Here is a 24899-nt window from a genome sequence, read left to right as displayed (position 1 = left end):
GAACTTCTGAAAATTTACTGTTTTTCATAGTCTTCCAAATTTAAAAACTATATTTTTAAATGTTCCTGTTTTTGGGGAAGATTACAGTAACACTTCAGAAATAATAAATATTAACGTCAAAGATTCTGTAAAGACTCAAAACTCTACTAAAGTAAATGACAATTCTAAAGAACTAAGTGATTCTTTTGTTATAAGTTGTGGTTCTGGTTGTGCAATGACCTATAATCTTAAAAATGTAAAAGATTTAGGGAATATAAAAGAAGTGAAATTTGAAATAGAAACTTATATTGACGATGTACTTTCGGAAACAAATGATGAAACCTATCTTTTCTACTACAATCGCTCCAATCAAATTGAAAAAATACAGCATAAAGGAGAAAAGGAAAATATCTTGGAAAACTTATTACCAAGTGCTGTTGAATCTTTCAAAAATTTTGCGGGTAAATTAGTTAATGATACTAAAATCAATGCTAATAAGGTATCTTAAAGTAATTAAATGAATAGAATTTGTTTTTTTACTAACTTGTCAAGATTCCATTTTATAAATTTAACTTCCATCTGATAGAATAAAAGTTTGAAAACTTATATAAAAAATTGAAACACAGAATGAATAAAATTAAACCATGTTCAGAGTCAATATTTTTTTTAGCATTATTAATCTTATTAATCATATCTTGTAAACAAGAGAAACAAATTTCCCAGGAAATAATGGTTAGTGAAAAATCTGATTCTTTAAATTCGAAAACAATTATCGAAGCCAAAACTTCCCCAAAAAGTTTTTCCTGGCTTGGAAATTATTCCTGCAATTTTTTGAGGATGAAAGAAGAATCAGGAGATCCGAGAGGTTGGGGAATGATAAGGCTAAAAATTAAAAAAGATTCTATGAAGTTTGGATTAGATACTTACATTGAGAATTTTGAAAAAGATGTAGTGATTTTAAAACAAACCGAAAATGAAATTATACTTTCTCTGAAAAATAAAAAAGATTCCACTTTTGTAATCACAAAAAACAATAACAAATATTTTTTGAAAAGTAATTTTATTAATGAAACAGTTGGGGAAACCGAAACTTACGAATTAAAAAAAGAATGACTGGCTTAAAAATAGTATTCAAAGAAAGATGAAAACCTATGATGATCCATTTTATACTTCCCGGAGATACCGTCGAAAATATTGCTAAAAAAATCAGGCTTGAAAATCCTGTTTATCTTAAAGAATTTCATAATCAACATTGTCTGAAAGAAGATCTTATTATAGATGATTTGATTCCCGGAAAAAAACTGTTGTTACCCGATCTTGCAAAGATCAAAGAATATAATGATAAAAATGATGCCCCTTTTAAAAGCCCTGAATTAAATCCGAAGATCAGTTTTAATCCGATTGGTTTTAACGAAAAATTTAAAATTACAATTAAAGAATCATCGAATGTAGAAGATAAAATTGTTGAAAACCACTTTTCTTATATCGCATCTTTACAATGGATAAAAAATGAATTGGGTGAACATCTTTTTCATTTTACCAAAGATCAGTTTTCAAATCAGAATGAGATAAAAATGGAAAGTCTGGCGATTGAAAGTATGAGATTTCTATATCCGATTGAAGTTTTTGTAAACGCTAAAGGTGAAATTTTGCGAGTTGCTTTAAAGAAAGAAATTTTAAATAATTTTAATCAGATCAAAGAAAAATTATTAGATCTTTTTCCTGACAAATATGCTAAAATATACCTTGAAGAATTTGAATATGCTGTTTTGAATGCCCATATTTTTGATGAAAAAATGAAAGAAGATTGGTTTTTGAAAAATTACTTTTCATCTTTCCGAGATCCTTTTGAAAACGGGAAGTCTTTCTTTGAATTGAATTTAGATAAAACCTTATTAAATGTTCAGCAAACTGTAAAATTAACAGATAATAAAGAAGAAATTTTATTACATCAAACTTTAAAAAGTAAAGAAGAAAACCAAGATGATTTCATTGGAAATGTAACGGTTTCTAAAAACGACGGAATGATCAGATCTTTAAATCTATCATATTCTTACAATGAATTTTCAGTTTCCTATTCCACAGAATTTTCAATTGAAAATATTTAAAATTATTGGTTTCTTTTAAAAAGATGTCTACAGTCTGTTAAATTTGAATACCTTTCTATTCTTTGCTGAGTGAAACGCCTTTGCGAACTTAAAAAAGGTTAATTATTTAAAAAAAACTTTGCGAACTTTGCGTTAAAACTAAGCGCTATAATAGATAATGGTAAATCAAAAAGACTGCTTCAAAATTGAAACAGTCTTTTTAAATATTTTATTTGAAAAACCTATTTGATTACAAATTTTAGACTCGATTCGTCAAGTTTCAAAATATAAACTCCCTGCAAAAGGCTTTTTATTTTAATTGATCTCCCGTTTTTAAAAGGATTATTGATTGTTTGCATTACTTTTCCTTGAAGATTATAGATTTCCGCTTTTTTAATATTTTGCGTATCTCCTTTTACAAAAATTTCTTGATTCGTAATAGGGTTGGGATAGATCTGTAATTCTTTAGGCTCAGCAAAGATATTTGTTGTCTGGCTTTGTCTTGAAGAAGAATTATTACAAGTCCAGCTCAGATCATCGATCGCTACTCTGTTGCTTGTAGAGTTATTCACTAAAGTCACCACTACATTACCTGAAACGTTGATGTTATTAATCGTCGTTGTCGTAGCCGTCGTGCTGTAAGGAACTGTTCCAACATTTACTCCATTTACCTGAACCGTAAAATTTCCATTACTTCCACTGAATTTAAGCTGTGTCGTAACCGTTAAAGACCCAATCCCGTTTGCAGAGCTGCTCGATTTTAATGATCCGTCTCTTACGGTAATTGCTTTGTTAGAAATAGTTTGATCACTTCTTGAATCTGTTGCCGTCCATGTAATTCCATTGCTCGTCCATGTTTTTGTTGAATACGATGATGAACTTGCTGTTGGAATTGTTTCAAAAGTTTCATTCACACAACCTGTAGGATTCGGATTGGTTGTTCCTGCATTCGTCGTAACAGAAACGGTAGAACTGTTTGCTGAAGAATTTCCTGTAGCGTCTTTAGCTTTAATATAAAAATTATAATTTGTAGAAGCATTTAATCCTGTAACAGTTGTAGAAGTTGAAGAAACATTCGTTTTTAAACTTCCATTCATATAAACATCGTAAGAACTTACAGCTACATTATCAGTTGCGGCATTCCATGTAAGAGAAACGGTGTTTGATGTTTTTCCCGAAACCGTCAAATCAGTAACCGTTGACGGAGCTTGAGTATCGGTTGTTGGAGCCTGTCCTCCCCAAATTTGGTTCACATAATTAGGATTATCGATAAATGGGTTTCTGTTTCCCTGAAAAGTATAGGAAGCATTATTTCTGTTGATTTCTGCCTGCGAAACTGGATCCTGATTATGCCAGGCTAAAAGTACATTCAGTTCCCAAGTTTGTAATCCCGGAAATGCAGAACTTCCAATCATATTTCCAGTGGAAAATGTTGAGAGTTTGCTTTGGTATCTTGTCACAAAATAGAAAACCATTCTCGCGACATCTCCTTTAAATTCATCAATAGGTTCAAAAACGGTTCCCGAAAATCCTGAAGATGACGAGCTTCCCAATTTTGAACCATTTAAAGAAGTGAAACTTGCGCTTCCTACTTTTCCGAAAGGGTAATTAGAACGCATTCCATTTACTTTTCCATCAGTAGCTCTGATGAAATGAATATCGTTTTTCATCGGAGAAGCTTCATTGAAAAGACTTTGAGGAACGATGTGTTCACGATTGTAGCAATTTCCTTCAGTAGAGTAGGTGCCACACTGATTACTTCCCGGAGTGAATTTGTAAGGGTCTGTAGAAGTTGGTCTTTCTGAATAAATATCAAGAATAGAACCATCATTTTCGTAATTCTTATCGATGTCGGTGGTTTTGTAGGCCGTCCAAAGTCCGTTATAACCTTTATCTTGATGTCCGTTTGTAATAATATTGCTTAAAGCAGTTTTTAATGAAGCTCCAGACAATCCGTTCGCCGAGTTGTAATATCCTGCAGGAGCTTGTGCATTAGCGACTTGCGAGAATACAACACATAAAAGTAGTTTTTTCATAATAATATAATTTTTGGTAAGAATAGAACAATTTGGTGAATGTAAAATTACATTATTATTAAATTTAAAAGCAATTATCTTTTCCATAAACAGGTTAAGTTTATGTGAAATTTTACACAAAAAAAGTCAACACAAATTTTGTATTGACTTTTAATATAATTTAAAATAAAAATTTTATTTCTTCATTCCCGGAGGATAGTTTGCCATAATTTCAGCAACCATCTGAGGGATCTGTTTTTGTTTGGCTTTCGGTCTGTCTACGTCAATTCCGCTACCGATTCCCTGCCACACCAATTTTTGAGTTTGAGAATCTACAAGGTCTACAATGATGGCACCTTCGTTATAATTGCTCGTCCAGGTTCTGTTCATTCCGATACCCCAGCCGAAACCGCCTCCCCAGCCCCACATTCCATATGGGTTGGTACTGTTGATCTCAGTAATCTTTTTGTGATTTGCTTTTACGTTGACGATCAAATCCGGATTTTCTCCTGGTTGAAGGCCTTTCATCTGCAGCTGCTTAGACAATTCATTCAAAACTCTTTCTTTATCGATATCATTTAATTTCAAATCGTCGATTCTGATTTTGTAGGTTTTATAAGTAGTAAAATTAGCAGTTTGAGCATAATCTGAACGTACTTTGAAGGGGCTACAAGACGACAAACCTAAACTTGCCGCAAGCAAAATAAAAATATATTTCTTCATTTTATTTATTTTTTTTATTGGTTTTTATAAATGTGTCTGTCTTTTTATCGTATCCGTAAGGACAGTGTCTACAGCCGCTTTTACAGCAATGTCCACGTTTAAGATGGAATTTTTCGGTAAAAACTTTGTAACCCTGTTCGTTGTAGTAAAAGTCTTCACCTTCTTTGATTTCAAAAAGAGCCATAAGTTAAATCAAAACTTTTATATTTGTTATCATGATAATTGTGTGCCAAAGGCTTCTCAAAAATACAAAAATAAATGGTATTACACTCTATCCTTTTATATTCATTAAAAATCCTGATGATAAGAAGAATAGAGTTTTGATTAATCATGAAAAAATTCATATCAGACAGCAATTAGAGCTATTAGTAGTTTTCTTTTACATTTTATATATTGCCGAATATTATTATCATTTTTTCAGACTAAAAAATGCACATGCAGCCTATCACGCAATTTCATTTGAAAGAGAAGCTTATGCAATGGAGCATGATTTAAATTACCTAAAAAATAGAAAATTTTGGAGCTTTAGAAAATATTTATAATAATTCTCAATTTTTAATTATTTTTCTACTAAACGTTTCAAAATTCCCATTCTCTGGAGGGTATTGGAAATTCAAAGAATTTTTGACGGGTGATTCAAAAAAACTATTTTTGTTAAAATAAATATCATTTAAACTAAGAAATGCTATTACAACTTCCGACAGAAACCATTCCGATTCAGGAAATTTTAATTAATAAAAAAGTAAAACTTTTCATCAAAAGAGAAGACCTTATTCATCCGCAAATTTCAGGAAACAAATACTGGAAACTTTTTTATAACATTAATAATTATTTAGAAACGCTGCCGGAAAATCCTTTGATCATAACATTTGGCGGAGCTTATTCTAATCATATCTCTGCTGTTTCTGCAACAGGAGATTTTTCTAAAATCAAGACATTAGGTATTATAAGAGGCGAAGAATTAGAACAAAAATGGCGGGATAATCCAACGTTAGTTTTTGCCAAAAGAAACGGAATGAATTTAAAATTTGTCTCCCGTGAAGAATACCGCCATAAAGAAAAATTAACCGAATTTTTACAGCATGAATTTCCTGAAGCCTTAATAATTCCAGAAGGCGGAACCAATAAAAACGCTGTTCAGGGCGTAAAAATGATGCTCAATGACGATACAAAAGATTTTGATTATCTTTGCACAGCAGTTGGAACCGGAGGTACTTTGGCGGGGATTTCAGAATTTTGCGAAGATAATCAGAAAGTTATAGGTTTTAAGGTAGTTGAAGACTCTTCTTTAGAAAGCAAAATTTCAGAATTAACCTCTAAGAGAAATTTTCATCTAACCGATGCTGCTTTTGGCGGTTATGGTAAAATAAATGATGAAAATATTCGTTTTATCAATGATTTTAAAGCGAAATTTAATATTCCTTTAGAACCAATGTATACAGGAAAAATGATGCAGAAAGTTTTTGAAATGATCGATGCTGATTATTTTCCTGAAGGAAGTAAAATTCTGTGTTTTCATACCGGAGGTTTGCAAGGAATAGAAGGGGCCAATTTGCTTTTAGAAAAACAAAATAGAAATTTAATAATGTAAAGCCGAAAAAGTATGATGAATTCATACGACCATTTTAAAATACAAGTAAATTACTTGTCTGGCTTTAAAAATCAAAAAAACATGAAAAGACTTTTCTTACTAATTAGCCTTTTAGTTTTATCAAAATTCTCAGCTCAGACCTGGGCTACAGAAGATCAATACATCCAGAAATTTGCCCAATATGCGGTGGAAGAAATGGAAAAATACAAAATTCCGGCTTCAATTACGCTTGCACAAGGACTTTTGGAAACCGGTGGCGGACAAAGCCGTTTGGCGCAGGAAGGAAAAAACCACTTCGGTATAAAATGTAAAGAAGAATGGACCGGAAAAACAATGAAGCACACCGATGATGCTCCAAATGAGTGCTTCCGAGTGTATGACGATCCTAAACAATCTTACGAAGACCACTCTATATTTTTGGCAACAAGAAAATATTACACCAAACTTTTTGATCTTGATATGAAAGATTATAGAGCTTGGGCACATGGTTTAAAAAAAGCAGGTTACGCTACCAATCCTCGTTATGCATCAATTCTTATCGGTAAAATTGAAAAATATAAGCTGTATGAGTTTGATGAGGTAGGTTCTAAAGAAGTTTTGTATGCCGTTTTGAAAAAATATCCTGATTTGAAAGACGACCGTACTTTCATGGCAAGAATGGAGCCTGCAAAAGCCACAAAAAAAACGACAACACCTGTTACTGTAAAAGTTCCTTACAAAGCGACTTCTTATGCACAGCAACAACAGAGAGTGGAGAGAATAAAAACCAAAGCAGAAATCCTTAATTCAATTTTAATCAAAAGCCATCCTAATGGCGGTTTAAAGTATATTGTGATTCCTGAAGATACTGATGTACAGTATATAGCTAAGAAATTTAAAATTAGCGAAAGCAAATTAACCAAGTGGAATGAGCTAGAAGGAACTGCATTAGTGAAAAATGAGGTCGTTTTCTTGGAATCTAAAAATTCTGAAGGAAATACAGCAACCTACAAAGCCGAATCTGGCGAAGATATGTATGATATCGCACAGAAATTTGGCATTAAACTCCATAAATTATACGCTAAAAACAGAATGGATGAAGGTCAGAAACCATCCGCTGGACAGCTTATTTATCTGATTGACAAAAAACCTAGAAACTAAAATCAGTTGTTAGGTTTTAGTTGATGGTTGTTAGTTTTAAGAACTGACAATTAATTGCTATCAACTAATTACCATCAACTATCAACTAAATAATAATGAAATACCAAAGAAGTTCAGCTTTATTTGAAGAGGCTTACAAATATATTCCGGGAGGTGTAAATTCTCCGGTTCGTGCGTTTAAATCGGTGGGTGGAGTTCCCGTTTTTATGAAATCTGCGAAAGGTGCTTACCTTACGGATGCCGATGACAACACGTATGTAGACTACATTAATTCTTGGGGACCTGCAATTTTGGGTCATACACATCCTGAAGTTTTAGAAGAATTAAAAATTCAGGCAGAAAAAGGCTTCTCTTTTGGTGCACCCACTGAATTGGAAACTGAGATCGCAAAATTCATCACTGAAAATGTTCCGAATATCGACCAGATCAGAATGGTCTCTTCAGGAACAGAAGCTTGCATGAGCGCAATCAGACTGGCAAGAGGTTTTACAGGAAGAGATAAATTCATCAAGTTTGAAGGCTGTTATCATGGTCATTCAGATTCATTTTTGATAAAAGCGGGAAGTGGTGCAGCAACTTTTGGAAATCCAAATTCTCCGGGCGTAACGGCTGGAACAGCAAAAGATACTTTGTTAGCAAGATATAATGATTTTGAGCAGGTAAAAGATCTGTTCAGACATAATCAGGGTGAAATTGCAGCGGTAATTATTGAGCCGGTTGCAGGAAACATGGGTTGTGTACTTCCTGAAAATGATTTCTTACAAAAATTAAGAAAGATCTGTGACGAAAACGGAGCTTTATTGATCTTCGATGAAGTAATGACAGGTTTCAGATTGGCATTTGGTGGCGCTCAGGAATTGTTTAATGTGAAAGCCGATCTGGTAACTTATGGAAAAGTGATCGGAGGTGGACTTCCGGTAGGAGCTTTTGCTGGAAGAAACGAAATTATGGACCATTTGGCTCCAAAAGGTGGCGTTTATCAGGCAGGAACACTAAGTGGAAATCCTTTGGCAATGAGAGCAGGTTTAAAAACTTTGCAAATTATTAAAAATGACCCTGAATTTTTCAACAGATTAGCTAAAACAACAGAAACGTTAGACTTTGAAATCGGAAAAATTTTAAGTGAAAAAGGAATTGAGCACAGGATCAACAGAAAAGGCTCAATGATGTCGGTTTTCTTCCACATCAATGCGGTTTCTAATTTTGATGAGGCACAGAATGCTAATCATGCATTATTCAATAATTTCTTTCATCAGATGCTAACCAACGGAATTTATCTTCCGCCAAGTGGCTATGAAACGTATTTCATCAGCGATGCGATCAAAGACAAAGAAATCGATATGACTTTAGAAGCTGTAAGAAAATTTCAGTATTCTTAAGATCATAAAACATAAATTTACAAAGGATGAGGTTTAAAACTTCATCCTTTTTTGTTTCTCTAAAATCAAAAATTCATACAAGCAATGTGATAAATGATACAATTCTAAGACCTTAGTTCTTACTAATTTTGTATCATAGAAATTGAATATGGAAAGGTCTAATAATATTTCGCGAAAAGATTTTTTGAAAAGCTCTGCTTTAGCAATGGCTGGAATTACTTTAACGCCTAAAGTGATGAGTGCAAAAACGCTTTCTGAAGATAAAGTTTTAGGAGTAAATGGTAAATTAATTCTTAAAAATGTCCGCCTTGAAACCGGTTTTGAATATGAAGAAGGCGAAGTGATTTCTACAAAGACAGATTTGTTTTTAGTGGAAACAGAAAACGGAAAAATTACAAAAATAGCTCCAAATAATCCGAAAGCGAAAGCGGTGGATGCAAAGGGATTTCTGATGCTTCCGGCTTTTAAAGATATGCACATTCACCTCGATAAAACTTTTTATGGCGACAAATGGCAGGCTGTAAGAAAAAGAAAAGGCGGAGTAAAAGGAATGATTGCTTTGGAAGAACAGATTATGCCGGAAATTCTGAAAAACTCTACCTACAAAGCAGAAAAAATGATTGAATTGATTCAGTCTAAAGGAACTGCTTTTGCAAGAAGTCATGTGAATATTGAACCAACTTCCAAGCTCGATTCTTTGAAAAATCTACAGAAAGCTTTAGATAATAAAAAGAAAAGTTTCGGAGCAGAAATTGTAGCTTTTCCGCAACACGGAGTTTTTTACAAAGATTCTGTTCCTTATTTGAAAGAAGCGGCTCAGATGAATATCGATTTTATTGGTGGAGTAGATCCTTACACGATTGACGGCGCGATTGAAAAAACAATTGATTTTACGGTACAACTCGCTTTAGACCATCAAAAAGGAATTGATATTCATTTGCATGAAACCGGAGAATCAGGTTTGAAAACGGTTGAATATCTTATCGATAAAGTGAATGAAAACCCTTCTCTGAAAGGAAAAACATTTTTTAGTCATTGTTTTGTCTTAGGAAAATTAGATAAAATAAAACAGGAAGAGATTGCAGAAAAATTAGGTAACGCTCAAGTGGGAATTGCTTCAACGATCCCTATCGGAAATCTGATCATGCCGCTTCCGACTTTACAAAAACATAATGTAACCGTTTATACCGGAAACGACAGTATCGTCGATCATTGGAATACGTACGGAACCGGAAGTGTTTTGGAGAAAGCCAATCTTTTTGCCCAGCTTTACGGTCAGTCGACTGAATTTTTGCTTTCAAGAAGTTTAAAATTAGCAACGGCAAATCTAACTCCTTTGGATGATAAAGGCGTTCAGCAATGGCCGAAAACCGGTGATAATGCCGATTTTGTTCTGCTCAATGCAAGCTGTTCTGCAGAAGCGGTATCAAGAATTTCAAACGTAGAATCTCTTATTTATAGAGGGAACGTGGTATTTTAATTAAATAAAAATCAGGCGATGAAAGTTTTGTTTTTTCTGTTGTGTTTTATCAGTGTAAATGCTTGCGAAAAAAGCTTTTCTCAACCTGTAAAAGAAATTATGAACAATGATGAAAATGTGATTGAGCTTGTAAAAAGCAATAATGCAGAAGGATTAAGAACGGCTTTGGAAAACGGAGCCGATGTGGATACGAAAGATTCGAGAGGAAGGTCTTTGCTGCTTCTTGCAGCCGTAGGAAAAAAGATAAAAATTGCGAAACTTCTTGTAGAATATAAAGCGGATGTTAACCTGCAGGATCAACAATTGGACAGTCCGTTTTTGTTTGCGGGTGCAAACGGACAGACCGAATTGGTGAAATTATTTCTGAAAAACGGAGCCCGTTTTGACGTTTTCAACAGATACAACGGAACGGCTTTAATTCCTGCCTGCGAAAGAGGCCATGTAGAAACGGTAAAAGTTTTGGCGAATACAGAAGGTTTTCCTATTGATCATGTAAACAGATTGGGATGGACAGCTTTGATGGAAGCGGTGATTTTAGGTGACGGAAGTTTAAAATATCAGCAAATCGTTCAGATCCTTAAAGATAAAGGCGCAAAAGATATTGTAGACAAAGATGGAATTACTGCATTAGAACACGCAAAATCTTTGGAATATAAAGAGATCATAAAAATTTTAGAATCTTAAAACTCTTACTATCTACATGAAACTTTGAAAGGATTTTTCCAATCAGTTTTTATATTGTTCTCGCAGATTGTATAGATCAGGCAGATAAAATAAATACATAAATCTGGTCAATCAGTAAACAAAGATTGTAAGTCTATTATCTGTCATCTAATATCTAAATCTATCTAAAAATGATTTCCTGCATAAATTTTACTAATTTTAGGCAAAAATCATTTGGAATGAGTCGTCGTTCAGATCATTTTCCGGTTTTGGGTATTCAGGATTTCAAGGATGATCATTCTTTGGAAACACACCTCTTGTTCAATAATCTTTATGATGAACGTTCTATCGATGATCCGCACAAACATGATTTTTTTATCATTAATATTTTTGAAAAGGCAAAAGGTAATCATACCATCGATTTTGTAGAGTATGAGGTGAAAGATCATCAGATTCATCTGGTTTTTCCCGATCAGGTGCATCAATGGGATATTGAAGCCGGAACAGTGGGATATCAGTTGATGATAAGCAGAGCTTGGTTTGAAAGTTTAATTCCTGCTTTGAGATTTTCACAATTATTTTACCAGGATCACCCTGTAATAGATCTTTCAGATGAACGATTTAATTTTTTGGTTTATGAATTTAAGACCATCAAAAAGCTGTTGAATGACAAAAATGTTTTTTGGGAAATGATCCAGAAGCGAAGCGAAATGATTGGATTACTCATCAGTGAAGCAGTCGAATTTATTTTTAAGAATGATGAGCAATACCATTCAAATCCTGTTTTTTCAAAATTTTTAAACCTTATTGATGAACATTTCAAGGAAGAACGTTCAGTTTCTTTTTATGCTGAAAAGCTTAATATTTCACCCAATTATTTAAATATTATTTGTAAAAAAAGCATTAATTCTTCAGCTTCATCTCTTATTCAGGATAGGATTTTACTTGAAGCCAAACGTCTTCTGAAAGTTTCAGAAAAATCGGTGAAAGATATTGTTTTTGATTTGGGATTTTATGATCAGGCAAGTTTTTCAAAATTTTTTAAGTCACACACAGGAATGACGCCTTCTCAATTCAAAGAGTAAGAAAGAATAATTCTAGCTTTTTGAAATCAACTAGTTGATTATTCTTTGCTCCTTAACTTTGAATATCGAAAATTAAATATTTGAGTAAAATTTAAACGCAAAGATTTTTTAGAAACTGTTTAGATAAGCTGCAAAGGCAAATAAATTTGCTGCGCGAAGCTTACGCACTATCTATATTATAACCTCTCATTTATTAAGGTAAATTCTAGCTGAAAATAATATAAGTTAATTGTTTAAAGAAAAAAATTCCTCAGAAATATTTCTAAGGAATTTTATATCGAATTTAAATTTAATTATGGTAATCCAGACCATCCGATTGCCCAAGATGGCGTTAAAACTCCATTCCCGGCTCCGGTTGCATCAGGTTTTTTAGTATAAGTGGTGTCTACAACAGGAACTGTCGCACCTGCAGAAGATTTTAAAGAAACTTCGCTTGTTGTATCTTTAAACAAAACATTTGTGATTCTTTTTTTACCGTTGAAACGAGCGACTGTAGAATCACTTTCAATATTAATTCCAGTTGACCAATCAGAAACGACAATATTATCTAACGTTGCGAAAGTTCCTTGTTTTAGTTTTATTCCGTTTGATTCACCGGACGCTCCACCGATAAAGGTGACATTTTTAATAGTAGGATTTGATCTTGGTGAGGCATTGTCGTTTCCTGCATTATTAATCCCTATAATCCCAGTATTTCCAGTACCATCAGCTTTTCTTTTAGTGAAAATATTGGATGCGCTACCAATCCATCCGTCTTTATAGCTAAATGCATTATTCGTATTCCCAATCGAAACAATATATGAAACGTTTACTGTTCCGCCATAAATTTCAATACCGTCATCCGCATTATTTAAAACTGCTACACTTTCTACTCGGGTTTTGTTACCAATTCCGAAAAGCGAAAGACCATTGAATTTTTTACCCGCAGCGAATTCGGCACCGGCATATTCTATTCTTACAAAGTTCAGAGATCCTGAATTATCTTCAGCTTCGGAACCTCCGTAAGTTAAATTTCCTATCTCTGATAAACCTGTACTTCCTGTATTAACCGGAGCTTTACCACAAATTACGATTCCGCCCCAATTTCCGGCTTCGGCTGTAGCAGATGTGAATAAAACTGGAGAACCCGCAGTTCCGTTCGCATAAATCTTTCCGCCCTGCTCGACAAGAACATAAGATAAAGCTCCCGCTGTAGCGGTAATTCTTGTTCCGGCAGGAATAACGAGAGTTCCGCCATTTTTTACCGTAACAATGCCCGTGAGTTTATAAGACATCATCGGATCAAGAGTCACCACTTGCCCGTTGGTAACGTCACCTTTAAAATTGTTTGGATCCTGAGCGATTCCTATCACGGCAATTTCAGAACTTATATCTTCATCTTTACTGCACGAATGAATAATAAATGATGAGCCAATTATAAAGGCTGCAACGATTATTTTTAAATGATTTTTCTTCATAATTCTCAGGTTACTCTTCTTCAACGAGATTTTTATCAATCTATTTTGAATGAGAAGACCAAATTACCATTTTTCTGTTTATTATCCCAATTCAAAATCTGATGAATTGATTTTAATTTAAATATTTAAAAGAAAATTTAAGTTTATGGTAAAAAATAACCACGCCTGGAAAATAAATTCCGGGCGTGGTTTTCAATTTGATATGAAGAAACTAATTACTTACTAATTTCCTGCATCAGTTGCAGTAAAAGTAGAAACCCCAGTCCATCCTTGTGCCCAAGTTGGAAGAGATGACCCATTACCAGCACCATTTGCTGCTGTATTAACAAGTACTGCGGCTGTTAAATCAACAGCTGTACCAGCTGTATTTTTAGCTTTAATATTAGTTCCGATACTTTCAAAACGAACATTTTTCACATATGAACCTCCTTGGAACCAAGTAAGAGTTCTGTTAGTTTCAAAATCAATTCCTGTAGAGAAATTAGCTAAAACAATATTATCGAATTTTCCTTGAGAACCTGCTCTGATTTTCATTGCCTGAGATTCAGTACCTTTTGTATTTCCTAAGAATGTTGCATTTTTAATTGTAGGATTAGAAGCTCCATTTCCGAAAGTTGTATCATGATCTGGATCTTGAGTATCAGCTTCAACGCCTCTGTTACCTGGTTCAGCATCGTTTGCATACTCTTTTTTTCTAGCAGCATAAATATATTCAGCTGTACCTTGCCATCCTTCTGTCCAGTCAATACTATCATCTCCTACACCAAGTACAACGATATGATCTGCATTTACATTACCACCGAAAAATTCTACACCATCATCAGCTCCATCGTAAATATATACATAAGAAACTTTAGTTCCGCTACCTACTCCGAAAAGAGAAAGACCGTTAAATTCTTTTGAAGGGTTATATTTAAATCCACTGTTTTTGATTTTAACATACTGAATTGATCCAGAGTTATCATCTTTGGTCGTTCCACCATAAGTTAATTCTCCAAGTTCTGAAGTAGAAGTTCCAGCAGCACTTCTGTTAGATGGTGCTTTTCCTAAAACTACAATTCCTCCCCAGCTTCCTGGCTTGTTTACTGCTCCTTCAAAAACTACTGGAGCAGCAGCTGTACCGTTGATAAAGATTTTAGCACCTCTATCTACGATTAGGTAATTTGCTCCTTCACTTGCTACAATTTTAGTTCCTGCAGGAATGATCAAAGTAGCTCCTTCTTTTACCCAAAGTTTTCCAGTTAGTTTATATGTTTTTGTAGCATCTAATGTAACGGTCTGTCCAGATTGGATGTCACCTTTGAAATCGTTCGGATCAAGAGTTGAAGATACTTCTTCCGTATCATCATTGTTACTACAAGAAACAGCTACCGATGTAAAGCTTACTGCTAATGATAAGCAAAGTGCAGCTCTTAAAAATGTTTTTTTCATTTTATTTATTGATTTATTTAGAATTTATAAGAAAGATTTAACCCAATCGTTCTACCTTTTGTATAGTTTTTATGAACGAAAGTACCTGCTCCATTCATCTGATCAATTTTATAATCAGGATTTAAAAGATTTCTCACATTAACACCTACTCCAATATTTTTTAAAGTAAAGTTTAAGTTAGCATCGAGAATATTTCTTGACAATTCGTAGAAATTACCTGTTTTATTGGTGCCCAATGCATAAAGGTTTTTCCCGACATAAGAATAAGATACTACGAAATCGAGTGTATTATCATTCCATTTATAATTGTAGCCTAAGTTTGCATTAGCAATAAAGTCTGCTACACCTTGTACATCATCTTTAGTCTGACCGCTAAACTCTGCTCTTTTTCCTTTGTTTTCTGCAGCTAACTCATCGGCAGTTTTCAATTCTTGTTGAGAATGCATATAAGTTGTATTAATGAATGTGTATAATTTAGAATTACCCCATTCGTGAATATCTTTTCTGAATTCTGCTTCTGCTCCTACAATATAACCCCAGTTTGCAATATTGAAGTAAGTCATATCACTTGAAGCTGCAGTTGAGAAAGTTGTTCTGGCAATTGGATTTTGAATGTACTTTCCGAAAGCTGTTAAAGAGATAACTTCGCCTGCTTTAGGGAAATACTCCCACTTTAAATCAGCATTATAATTGTCTGATGGAACAACATTTGAGTTACCATAAACGTTGGTTGTAATGTCATAATAAGCAATTGGAATCAATTCTTTCGGCTGAGGTAAAGTGTAAGTTTTTGATAATGATAATCTCAGATTAGATTTATCATTTACACTGTATTTTGCATTAACAGCTGGTAAAAACTTATTATAGCTTTTTTGTTTTTTATCCGTTTCCAAAGGATCTCTCCAGTTCATATCCCAATTAATATAATCGAATCTACCACCTACTTGAACCACAAATTTATCTGAGATGTTGTAATCTACGTTAACAAAACCTGAATGCAAGTGTTGTTTAATATCATAACCCCAAGGTTTGTATAAGTTTCCTGAATCACGAAATGTTTGATAACTAAACTGATAAAGTGGGCTGTTTTGTGGATTGAAAAAGCCGTCGATATTATTAGGATCTAAAACAATCTGAGTATCATAAGGATTAAATCCATATTTGATACCGATAGATGTATAATCAAAAGTTCTGTTCTTATACGATCCGTCATAACCAAAGTTAACTTTAAAATTATTGAACTTCTTACTCAGATGTAAATATCCTAGAAAAGTATCATCAATTAACTCATCAAAATAACGGTGATTATCTACTGCACTTCCAGCAACAATTATTTTGCTGTCTGCAAGCATTGTATTCTGAAGTCTGTCTGGCCTTTTACTGTTCAATTTGTTATAACCTACAGCCCAGTCTGCTTCCCAATCTTTTCCTAACTTATGATTTCCAACTAATTGATTTATCCATGTATCTGTAATTTTATTATCACCACGATTAATGATTACATTATTGTCAGTATCATAATTATATCCTTCAAAGAATCTTGCAACTTGGGATGAAGAATGGATATAATTAGAGGTAAATGTTAGTTTATTGTTATTATTTAATTTATAAGAAAGATTTACTAAAGCAGTTGTATTCGTTTCATACGAATATCTTTCAACTTGATAATCTTTATTACGAGTTCCTGTTCCTGTAAAAAAGCTTTCGTTACCAGAACTGTATTCATAATTGTTGTCAAATCCCGCATAAGCAAAGATGGAAAATTTACCCAAACGAGCCCCTGTTTCAAAATCAATATTAGTATTAAAAGGATTTTGTGCGTTTTTAAAATTCCAGCTTGTTGTAAATGGATATGTTGAACCTGGATTAGATTTATTAAATGTAGCAGTTTTATAACCGAAGAAACCTGGTCCGCCATCTTGAAGCTTGAAGTTTTCTTTTTTATAGGTCTGCATATTAATAGAACTACCAAGTCCTACTTTGAAATAAGGTTTTCCTGTATATTCTTTTGATACGATGTTGATATTAGCACCACCGAAATCTCCGTATAATTTTGGATTGTAAACTTTATCCAAAGAAATGTATTCAATCATTGATGTTTTGAAGATTTCAAGATCAATGTTTTTCATTTCCGGATCATCAGAAGGAATCGGTAAGCCGTTTAACGTTGTAGTATTATAACGATCTCCCAATCCTCTTACAAAAATTTGCCCGCTACCTTCCTGTTTTAGTGTTCCTGTTGCTTTGGTAACTGCTGCAGATGCATTTCCGATACCTTGTTTAGCTAATTGTACAGAACCCACCCTTTCAATAACTTCTACAGATTTTTTCTGCATATTAATCAGGTTAGCTTCAGTTCCTTTTTTTGTAGACCCTTTGATGATAACACCCTCAATCTTTTTTTCGTTCTTTACGGTGTCATTTTTTTCTTGAGCGTACATTAAAGTTCCAGTTGTGGTAAGGAATAATGCAGCGATACTCAGTTTTCTAAAATTCATTTCTTTTTTACTAATTACTTTCGGTGCAAAGGAAGAAAAGATTGTTCGGGTAAATGGTTTAGTAAAATTTAAATTTTTCTTAACTAAACATTACGAAACGGAAATAATTGTTAACTTTATGTGAACGATAACCATTGTGTTAATCCATCATTCAAAATTGATTAACTTTGAACCGTAAAAATTGAAAATGAACCAAAAGAAAATTCTTCTAATAGACGATGAACTCGACATTCTAGAGATTCTGTCTTACAATCTGGAAAAAGAAGGTTACGATATTTATACCGCTACAAATGGTAACGAAGGTATAGATAAAGCCAAAGAAATTATTCCCGATTTGATCTTATTAGATGTAATGATGCCCGAAAAAGATGGTATCGAAACTTGTCAGGAGCTTAGAAAAATAAAAGAGCTGCAAAAAACGCTTATCGTTTTTCTTTCCGCAAGAAGTGAAGAATTTTCTCAGTTAGCTGGATTTCAAGCTGGCGCGAATGATTATGTTGTAAAATTAATCAAACCGAAAATTCTTATTTCTAAAGTAAATGCATTGCTTCAGTTGACCTCTCAGGTTTCAGATAATGCTAAAATGATAGAAATTGGAGATTTGATAATCGATAAAGACAACTTCAGAGTTTCAAAAAGCGGTCAGCAGTTTTTGTTGCCTAAAAAGGAGTTCGATTTACTTTATCTTTTAGCTTCAAACACTGAAAAAGTATTTAAAAGAGAAGAAATTCTTGAGAAAGTTTGGGGGAATGACGTGATTGTTGGCGAAAGAACCATTGATGTACACATCCGTAGACTGAGAGAAAAATTAGGAATCAACACGATTCAGACTTTAAAAGGAATAGGATATAAATTAATCGTTTAATTAAAAATATCTAACCTTACATTTAACCTTTAAACTCTTGTAAAATTGAAATTTTACAGACTTACTTTAGTATCATCATGTCTGCTTACATTGGTGATGTTCATTTTAGTGATTATTTTTGATTCACTGAAAGATATTTATTACCATACTTCTCAGTTTAAGATTGGTCTTTTTGTGTGCATTATTTTAATGTTTATTATTAATTATGTGGTTTTAGAACTGCTTTTTAATTATTACGCAAAAAAACAGGTCAGAAAAATCTCAAAAATTCTTCCTGAAGAAATTGTTTACAGCGATCAGAACAATATTACGCTGAAAGAATTGGGCGAGAGGTTTTCAGATTTTAATCAGCAACAGGTCACTGAGATGGATATGATGAAGGAAATGGAAAGTTACCGTAAAGAATACATCGGAAATGTTTCGCATGAGCTGAAAACTCCACTTTTTTCAATTCAAGGATATGTAGAAACTTTGGTTGACGGTGGAGTCGACAATCTGACGATTCGCGATAAATACTTGGAAAGAATCGGTATTTCTGTAGAAAGACTGATTGCCATCGTTAATGATCTCGACATGATCAATAGACTGGAAGCTGGGGAAATTAATCTCACCGTTTCAAAATTTGATGTCAATATTCTAATTAAAGAAATTTTTGACCTCCTAGATCTTGAAGCCGAAAAAAATAATACCGTTTTGCAGCTTCAGACTTTACACAGTCAAATCCTTGTAGAAGCAGACAAACAGAAAGTGTCTCAGGTTTTTATTAATTTAATTTCAAATGCTATTCATTACGCCAACAGACAGGAAGCTAGAGTAGTGGTGAAAACAAGTGTTCTCAAAAATAAAGTTCTCATCGAAGTGATCGATAACGGAATGGGAATAAAAGCCGAGCTGTTACCAAGAATTTTTGAAAGATTCTACCGTGTAGAAACCAGCAGAAGTAGAAGACAAGGTGGTTCCGGATTAGGATTAGCCATTGTAAAACATATACTGGAGGCTCATAACGAAAATATTACGGTAGAAAGTGTTTACCTGGAAGGTACAAAATTCAGCTTTATGCTTGAGAAAAGTAAATGATTTTGGCGAAATGTAAGGAAAAAAAAGTTTCTAAAAAATTATTAAATATTTTTTGTAAAATCTCATTTATTATATATTTGCACAAGAATTTATCATAATAAATAAAGGCAAAAAGTAATTGAAATACTGATATGGTTTACAAGATTCGTGTAATATTAGATACAAAAGAAGACATTTTCCGCGATGTTGAAATCAAAGGAAAACAAACACTCTGGAACTTACATTTGGGAATTAAAAGTGCATTCAACCTTAGTGGAGATGAGCTGTCTACTTTTAATCTTCTCGAAGAAGATGGTACTGTTGTAAAAAGCGTTCCACTTGAAGATATGAGTGATGATGGTGATGGCGAGATTATGTCAGATGTATACATCGATGAAGCATTTGAGTCAGCAGGAGACAAAGCACAGTTCCAATACGGGCTGCTTGATCTTTGGGAATTTTTCTGCGAATTAGTAGAAGTGGTAGACGAAACTAAAGGTGTAAATTATCCTATTACAACGTATAGATTCGGAAATGCTCCTCTAAAAGCTCCAAGCAAAAGTAAAAGCGCTGCAGGATCAAAAAATAAAAAATCGGCAATGCCTTTAATGGATGATGATTTCAGTTTTGAAGATGACTTTGGAGGTGGAAGCAATAACTTTGCAGATGAAGATGATGATAGTTTTGATGACGATGAAGAAGATGACTACAACGATGATGTTTTCGATGATGAAGACGATGACAACGAAAGATAGAAACCAAAATATAGCCCTGAAGTAAAATTCAGGGTTTTTTGTTTCAAACAAATTTTAAAACTCAATTTCTTATTTTTGCAAAGAATTTCAGTCAATAACTGATTGTAAGAAACGGAATATGTTTCTTTTTACTTTAAAATGAAAACGAATATGGATTTACCTCAGGAATGGAAACACACTACTAATATATATGAAGTTAACGTAAGACAATATACTAAAGAAGGTACTTTCAGAGCATTTGAAAAAGATATGCCGCGCCTGAAAAATATGGGTGTTAAAACCTTATGGTTTATGCCGATTACTCCGATTGCTCAAAAAAATAAAAAGGGAAGTCTTGGAAGTCCTTATGCAGCGTCAGATTACATTTCAATCAATCCAGAGTTTGGAACGATGGATGATTTCAAACATTTGGTGAATGAAGCACATCGTTTAGGTTTTAAAGTAATCATTGACTGGGTTGCCAATCACACAGGTTGGGATCATGTTTGGACAAAAACGAATCCTGAATTTTATCTGAAAGAAAATGGCGATTTCAAAATGGCGTCCGGAATGGATGATATTATTGAGCTTGATCATCAGAATCAGGATATGCGAAAAGCCATGATCGATGCGATGAAATTCTGGATTGAAAAAACCGATATTGATGGCTTCAGATGTGATTTGGCTTCTTGGGTAACTGTGGATTTTTGGAAAGAAGCAAGACCGGAAGTAGAAAAAATAAAACCTCTTTTCTGGATTGGTGAGTTTGATGAATTGGAAAGCCCTGAATACGGAAAAGTTTTTGATGCAAGTTATTCTTGGAAATGGATGCACAGATCTGCCGAATTTTATAAAGACAGTCAACCGATTCATGAACTTGTAGGTTTGCTTAGAAAATATTCTCAAATAGGAGATTCTTCAATGAGAGCTTGGTTTACAAGCAATCATGACGAAAATTCATGGAACGGAACAGAATACGAAAAGTACGGCGATATTACCAAACCAATGGCAATATTTTCAGCAACCTGGAACGGAATTCCTTTATTGTATTCAGGTCAGGAACTTCCTAATTTGAAGAGATTAGAATTTTTTGAAAAAGACCCAATTGAGTGGACGAACCATTGCGAAATGGCTGATTTTTATAAAACTTTATTGAATCTAAAATCTTCAAATCCTGCTTTAAGAGGCGGTGATTCAAATGTTGTAACCTATCTTTTAAATACTTCTGCAAATGATAAAATTTTTGCTTACATCAGAAAAAATAAATGGAATGAAGTTTTAGTGGTGCTCAATTTTTCAAAAGAAAACGTAGAATTTACCATTGAGGATGAAAATGTAGCTGGAATTTTTAAAAATGTTTTTGATGGGACGAAAAGAGATTTCAACACCGGGAAAAACTTCAGTTTTAAGGTTTCTGATTACGCTGTTTTTGAAAAATAAATTGGCATAAAGTTATGAGCTAAGTTTTTCTTTTAAGATTAAATCAAAATACATAACTTTAAAAATATATTATGAATGGAAGCGGGCTTTAGCCCGTTTTTTAATGAATTAAAGAAAAGGCTTAGCCAAAATCTAATATGAACAAATCTTCACTTATCAATATTGTTAAATTAAAACTCTCCGAGAAAATCAACAACTTCGAGAAACTTATTTCTGAAACCCGAGCATCAAGTAATGATACAAAAAGTTCGATGGGCGACAAGTATGAAACAGGAAGAGAAATGCTTCAGCAGGAAATCAATAATCTTCAGGTTCAATTAAATGAAGTTTTGAAGCAACAGGATTTTCTGAAAACAATACTTCCAAAACAGTCGGAAAAAGCTGAAAAAGGAGCGATTGTAAAAACTGAAAAAGGTTTGTTTTTTATTTCGGTTTCTTTGAGTGAAATTATGTTTGAAAATCAAAAAATTATCTGTATTTCTCCGGAATCTCCATTAGCAAAAGCAATGAATGGAAAACAGAAAAACGATTCTTTCTCGCTCAATACGATGAATCAGAAAATTATTGAGATTCAGTAGTTTTTTAACTTTAAAAACTTCATTGATTCAAAAAGAATCATTTATGAATTTATTAACTTTTCAAAACCTCTCTTTGCATAATTTTTGTTGATTTAATAACATAATTAAATACATCATTTATTATGAAAATTTTAAATAATAAAGTAGCATTGGTTACTGGCGCAGGTTCAGGAATTGGACTTGCTATCGCAAAATTATACGCTCAAGAAGGAGCAAAAGTTATCGTTTCAGACATCAATGAAGAGCATGGGAAATCTGCAGTTGAACAGATAAAGTCAGAAGGTGGTGAAGCAAGTTTTGTAAAAGCCGATACTTCAAATCCTGAACAGGTTGAAGCTTTGGTAAAAGCTACGGTTGATACTTACGGAAGGTTAGATATTGCTTGTAACAATGCCGGAATTGGTGGTGAAGCAAACCAAACAGGTGATTACAGCCTTGACGGATGGAAAAAAGTGATTGATATTAATCTCGATGGTGTTTTCTACGGTTGTAAATACGAATTGACCCAAATGGAGAAAAATGGAGGTGGTGTTATCGTAAACATCGCATCAATTCACGGAACAGTTGCAGCTCCATTATCATCAGCTTATACTTCTACTAAACATGCTGTTGTTGGTTTGACAAAAAATATCGGAGCAGAATATGGTCAGAAAAATATTCGTTGTAATGCAGTTGGACCAGGTTATATTGATACTCCTCTTTTGAATCAGTTAGACGAAGAACATAAAAAAGCATTGATTGCAAAACATCCGATGGGAAGATTAGGAAAGTCTGAAGAAGTTGCAGAACTGGTTCTTTTCTTAAGTTCTGATAAATCATCTTTTATGACTGGAGGCTATTATTTGGTTGATGGAGGTTATACAGCAGTTTAATTTCGTTAAAAATAAATTTATTGAAGCATTCATTTTTTGTGAATGCTTTTTTTTGATAGAAAATTGAAATCGTATTGATATGGATAACTTTAGTTTTGAAATGAAGATTTTAAACTTAGTTTTTTCTAAATTTGAGGGATAATTTTTCGCAATGCAAAACTACCTCGATTTACTTCAGCATATTTTAGATAACGGAACCGATAAAACCGACAGAACAGGAACAGGAACACGAAGTGTTTTTGGATACCAGTTACGTTACGATTTGTCAAAAGGATTTCCTTTGGTTACGACTAAAAAGGTTCATTTGAAATCTATTATTTATGAATTGCTTTGGTTCATTAAAGGTGATACCAATATTAAATATCTTACCGATAATGGAGTTTCTATTTGGAACGAATGGGCCGATGAAAATGGAGACCTTGGTCCTGTTTACGGTGCACAATGGAGAAGTTGGAGCGGTGCCGACGGAAAAGTAGTTGACCAATTTTCTGAAGTAATCGAACAAATCAAAATAAATCCAGATTCCAGAAGGTTAATTGTTTCTGCATGGAATGCAGCTGAAATTCCGAATATGGCCTTAGCACCTTGTCATGCGTTATTTCAGTTTTATGTAGCAGACGGAAAATTGTCGCTTCAATTGTATCAGAGAAGTGCCGATGTTTTCTTAGGAGTTCCTTTCAATATTGCAAGTTATGCACTTTTATTGATGATGGTTGCGCAGGTTACGGGACTTGAAGTTGGCGATTATGTGCATACTTTTGGTGATGTACATATTTATAACAATCATTTTGAGCAGGTTAATAAACAGCTTTCCCGAGAGACACGACCTTTGCCAACAATGAAACTTAACCCTGAAATCAAAGATATTTTTGATTTTAATTTTGAGGATTTTACTTTAGAAAATTACGATCCACATCCAGGAATTAAAGCTCCTGTGGCGATATAATTTTTTAGTAATAAAATTATTAACTTTGATTAAAATCCTGAAATTATGGAAATTAAAATCAGTTTAGACGAATATGCAGATGTTCCTTTCATTAAAAAACTTTTGTCTCAGATAAAAGGAATTAATCATATTGAGATTTCAGAAAATGATAAAACTTATTCGTGGGAGGAAATTGAGAATTCTGAAGCTTTTGCTAAAGTAATTGAAAAAAGCAGAAATCAAATTAAAAATGGCGAATATGAGGAGTTTTCGGAAGAATTAATTGATTCGATTTTTAATAAGAAATGAAAATTTTTTTTTCGAAAGATGCGATTAAAAGTCTTCAAGAAATCACTGATTTTTTGAATCACCGATGGAGTGAAAGAGAATTGAAATTGTTTAAGAAAGATTTGGAGAAATTTAAACAATCATTAAATGACAAAATAATTTCTTATCCTACAGTAAATTCAGATAATAAACTAAGATTTGCTTTATTAGGAAAGAAACAAGTGAAAGTATATTTTGATATTCAAATTGATTCTGTCGAAGTTTTATTATTCCTACCATCGAAAGGTAATCCTGATAACTTAGAAAGGATGCTTAATAAATAATCAAGTGAAGTATAAAGCTTCACTTTTTTTGTAACTTTCACGCCAAAATATCTACTTATCACTTATGAAATCACTAAAAATCACCATTGAAGAAAATACGGATGTTGAAAAATTAAAAGAACTTTTGCTTCAGGTAAAAGGAATTAATAATATTGAAATTATCGACGACGAAAATCCGGAAAGTGAACTGAAAAAAGCGTTTGCAAAAACTAAAGAACAGTTGAAAAAAGGTGATTACGAAACATTGGTCAACGATATTTTTGATATTCTGATTAAAAAATAATTCAAAA

At 33.3% G+C, this 24899-nt stretch carries 26 protein-coding genes; 20 read left to right on the top strand and 6 right to left on the bottom strand.

What is annotated here, in order from left to right; all coding sequences use genetic code 11:
- The first annotated feature begins 214 nt into the window (after positions 1-214).
- The 3 genes from AB671_RS03680 to AB671_RS03670 all read left to right on the top strand — a co-directional run bounded on the left by AB671_RS03680 (position 215) and on the right by AB671_RS03670 (position 2087).
- Positions 215-487 (top strand): hypothetical protein, encoded by a 273-nt coding sequence (locus AB671_RS03680; protein ID WP_066680040.1) that lies wholly within the window; start codon positions 215-217, stop codon positions 485-487.
- 329 nt (positions 488-816) lie between these two features.
- On the top strand, positions 817-1092 hold the full coding sequence (locus tag AB671_RS22165; RefSeq protein ID WP_157444112.1) for a hypothetical protein: 276 nt from the start codon (positions 817-819) through the stop codon (positions 1090-1092).
- A gap of 38 nt (positions 1093-1130) precedes the next feature.
- A complete protein-coding gene (locus tag AB671_RS03670) occupies positions 1131-2087 on the top strand; it encodes a hypothetical protein (protein WP_066764724.1) in 957 nt (318 codons plus the stop codon).
- A gap of 221 nt (positions 2088-2308) precedes the next feature.
- Here AB671_RS03670 and AB671_RS03665 read toward each other — a convergent pair whose 3' ends face one another.
- The 3 genes from AB671_RS03665 to AB671_RS03655 form a co-directional block, all read right to left on the bottom strand.
- Positions 2309-4102 (bottom strand): endonuclease, encoded by a 1794-nt coding sequence (locus AB671_RS03665; RefSeq protein ID WP_066680110.1) that lies wholly within the window; start codon positions 4100-4102, stop codon positions 2309-2311.
- A gap of 174 nt (positions 4103-4276) precedes the next feature.
- Positions 4277-4804 (bottom strand): DUF4136 domain-containing protein, encoded by a 528-nt coding sequence (locus AB671_RS03660; RefSeq protein WP_066680045.1) that lies wholly within the window; start codon positions 4802-4804, stop codon positions 4277-4279.
- Position 4805: 1 nt separating this feature from the next.
- Positions 4806-4988 carry a DUF5522 domain-containing protein gene (locus tag AB671_RS03655; RefSeq protein WP_047480711.1) on the bottom strand — a complete coding sequence of 61 codons (183 nt, stop codon included), beginning with the start codon at positions 4986-4988 and terminating at the stop codon, positions 4806-4808.
- A 31-nt stretch (positions 4989-5019) separates the two neighbouring features.
- Between AB671_RS03655 and AB671_RS22700 the strand changes: the two genes are divergently transcribed.
- The 7 genes from AB671_RS22700 (at position 5020) to AB671_RS03620 (ending at position 12142) form a co-directional block, all read left to right on the top strand.
- Positions 5020-5346 carry a hypothetical protein gene (locus tag AB671_RS22700; protein WP_066680046.1) on the top strand — a complete coding sequence of 109 codons (327 nt, stop codon included), beginning with the start codon at positions 5020-5022 and terminating at the stop codon, positions 5344-5346.
- A 140-nt stretch (positions 5347-5486) separates the two neighbouring features.
- On the top strand, positions 5487-6395 hold the full coding sequence (locus tag AB671_RS03645; protein WP_066680047.1) for a 1-aminocyclopropane-1-carboxylate deaminase/D-cysteine desulfhydrase: 909 nt from the start codon (positions 5487-5489) through the stop codon (positions 6393-6395).
- A gap of 81 nt (positions 6396-6476) precedes the next feature.
- Complete coding sequence (locus tag AB671_RS03640; RefSeq protein ID WP_066680112.1) at positions 6477-7535, top strand: glucosaminidase domain-containing protein; 1059 nt, start codon at positions 6477-6479, stop codon at positions 7533-7535.
- A 95-nt stretch (positions 7536-7630) separates the two neighbouring features.
- Complete coding sequence (gene hemL, locus AB671_RS03635; protein WP_066680048.1) at positions 7631-8914, top strand: glutamate-1-semialdehyde 2,1-aminomutase; 1284 nt, start codon at positions 7631-7633, stop codon at positions 8912-8914.
- A gap of 148 nt (positions 8915-9062) precedes the next feature.
- Positions 9063-10394 carry an amidohydrolase gene (locus AB671_RS03630; protein WP_066680050.1) on the top strand — a complete coding sequence of 444 codons (1332 nt, stop codon included), beginning with the start codon at positions 9063-9065 and terminating at the stop codon, positions 10392-10394.
- Positions 10395-10412: 18 nt separating this feature from the next.
- The gene (locus AB671_RS03625) at positions 10413-11078 is read left to right on the top strand and encodes an ankyrin repeat domain-containing protein (protein ID WP_066680053.1); all 666 of its coding nucleotides are present in this window, start codon (positions 10413-10415) and stop codon (positions 11076-11078) included.
- 218 nt (positions 11079-11296) lie between these two features.
- Positions 11297-12142 (top strand): helix-turn-helix domain-containing protein, encoded by an 846-nt coding sequence (locus tag AB671_RS03620; RefSeq protein WP_066680055.1) that lies wholly within the window; start codon positions 11297-11299, stop codon positions 12140-12142.
- A 293-nt stretch (positions 12143-12435) separates the two neighbouring features.
- Here the strand turns inward: AB671_RS03620 and AB671_RS03615 are convergent, their stop codons facing one another.
- The 3 genes from AB671_RS03615 to AB671_RS03605 all read right to left on the bottom strand — a co-directional run bounded on the left by AB671_RS03615 (position 12436) and on the right by AB671_RS03605 (position 17528).
- Positions 12436-13599, bottom strand: coding sequence for a hypothetical protein (locus tag AB671_RS03615; RefSeq protein ID WP_066680057.1), 1164 nt, complete (start codon positions 13597-13599; stop codon positions 12436-12438).
- Positions 13600-13821: 222 nt separating this feature from the next.
- Positions 13822-15030, bottom strand: coding sequence for a hypothetical protein (locus AB671_RS03610; RefSeq protein WP_066680059.1), 1209 nt, complete (start codon positions 15028-15030; stop codon positions 13822-13824).
- A 17-nt stretch (positions 15031-15047) separates the two neighbouring features.
- Positions 15048-17528 (bottom strand): TonB-dependent receptor plug domain-containing protein, encoded by a 2481-nt coding sequence (locus AB671_RS03605; protein ID WP_066680060.1) that lies wholly within the window; start codon positions 17526-17528, stop codon positions 15048-15050.
- A 187-nt stretch (positions 17529-17715) separates the two neighbouring features.
- Between AB671_RS03605 and AB671_RS03600 the strand changes: the two genes are divergently transcribed.
- The 10 genes from AB671_RS03600 (at position 17716) to AB671_RS03555 (ending at position 24892) form a co-directional block, all read left to right on the top strand.
- Positions 17716-18393 carry a response regulator gene (locus tag AB671_RS03600; protein ID WP_066680062.1) on the top strand — a complete coding sequence of 226 codons (678 nt, stop codon included), beginning with the start codon at positions 17716-17718 and terminating at the stop codon, positions 18391-18393.
- Between the two features lie 45 nt (positions 18394-18438).
- Positions 18439-19470: a sensor histidine kinase gene (locus tag AB671_RS03595; protein WP_066680063.1), complete on the top strand. Its 1032-nt coding sequence runs from the start codon at positions 18439-18441 to the stop codon at positions 19468-19470.
- Between the two features lie 131 nt (positions 19471-19601).
- On the top strand, positions 19602-20204 hold the full coding sequence (locus tag AB671_RS03590) for an IS1096 element passenger TnpR family protein (RefSeq protein WP_066680064.1): 603 nt from the start codon (positions 19602-19604) through the stop codon (positions 20202-20204).
- Between the two features lie 150 nt (positions 20205-20354).
- Positions 20355-21623, top strand: coding sequence for an alpha-amylase family glycosyl hydrolase (locus AB671_RS03585; protein WP_066680066.1), 1269 nt, complete (start codon positions 20355-20357; stop codon positions 21621-21623).
- Positions 21624-21760: 137 nt separating this feature from the next.
- Positions 21761-22201 (top strand): GreA/GreB family elongation factor, encoded by a 441-nt coding sequence (locus AB671_RS03580; RefSeq protein ID WP_066680070.1) that lies wholly within the window; start codon positions 21761-21763, stop codon positions 22199-22201.
- 122 nt (positions 22202-22323) lie between these two features.
- Positions 22324-23073, top strand: coding sequence for an SDR family NAD(P)-dependent oxidoreductase (locus AB671_RS03575; protein ID WP_066680072.1), 750 nt, complete (start codon positions 22324-22326; stop codon positions 23071-23073).
- A 151-nt stretch (positions 23074-23224) separates the two neighbouring features.
- Positions 23225-24019, top strand: coding sequence for a thymidylate synthase (locus AB671_RS03570; protein ID WP_066680073.1), 795 nt, complete (start codon positions 23225-23227; stop codon positions 24017-24019).
- 45 nt (positions 24020-24064) lie between these two features.
- Positions 24065-24307 (top strand): hypothetical protein, encoded by a 243-nt coding sequence (locus AB671_RS03565; protein WP_066680074.1) that lies wholly within the window; start codon positions 24065-24067, stop codon positions 24305-24307.
- Positions 24304-24609 (top strand): hypothetical protein, encoded by a 306-nt coding sequence (locus AB671_RS03560; protein ID WP_066680075.1) that lies wholly within the window; start codon positions 24304-24306, stop codon positions 24607-24609. Before AB671_RS03565 ends, AB671_RS03560 begins: the two co-directional genes overlap by 4 nt.
- Before the next feature lie 64 nt (positions 24610-24673).
- A complete protein-coding gene (locus AB671_RS03555; RefSeq protein ID WP_066680076.1) occupies positions 24674-24892 on the top strand; it encodes a hypothetical protein in 219 nt (72 codons plus the stop codon).
- Positions 24893-24899: the final 7 nt, after the last annotated feature.

Source organism: Chryseobacterium sp. BGARF1 (genome assembly GCF_001677955.1).
Taxonomy (GTDB): Bacteria; Bacteroidota; Bacteroidia; order Flavobacteriales; family Weeksellaceae; genus Chryseobacterium.
The sequence above is the reverse complement of the archived record's forward strand: the minus strand, read 5'-3'. Positions and strand labels throughout refer to the sequence as shown.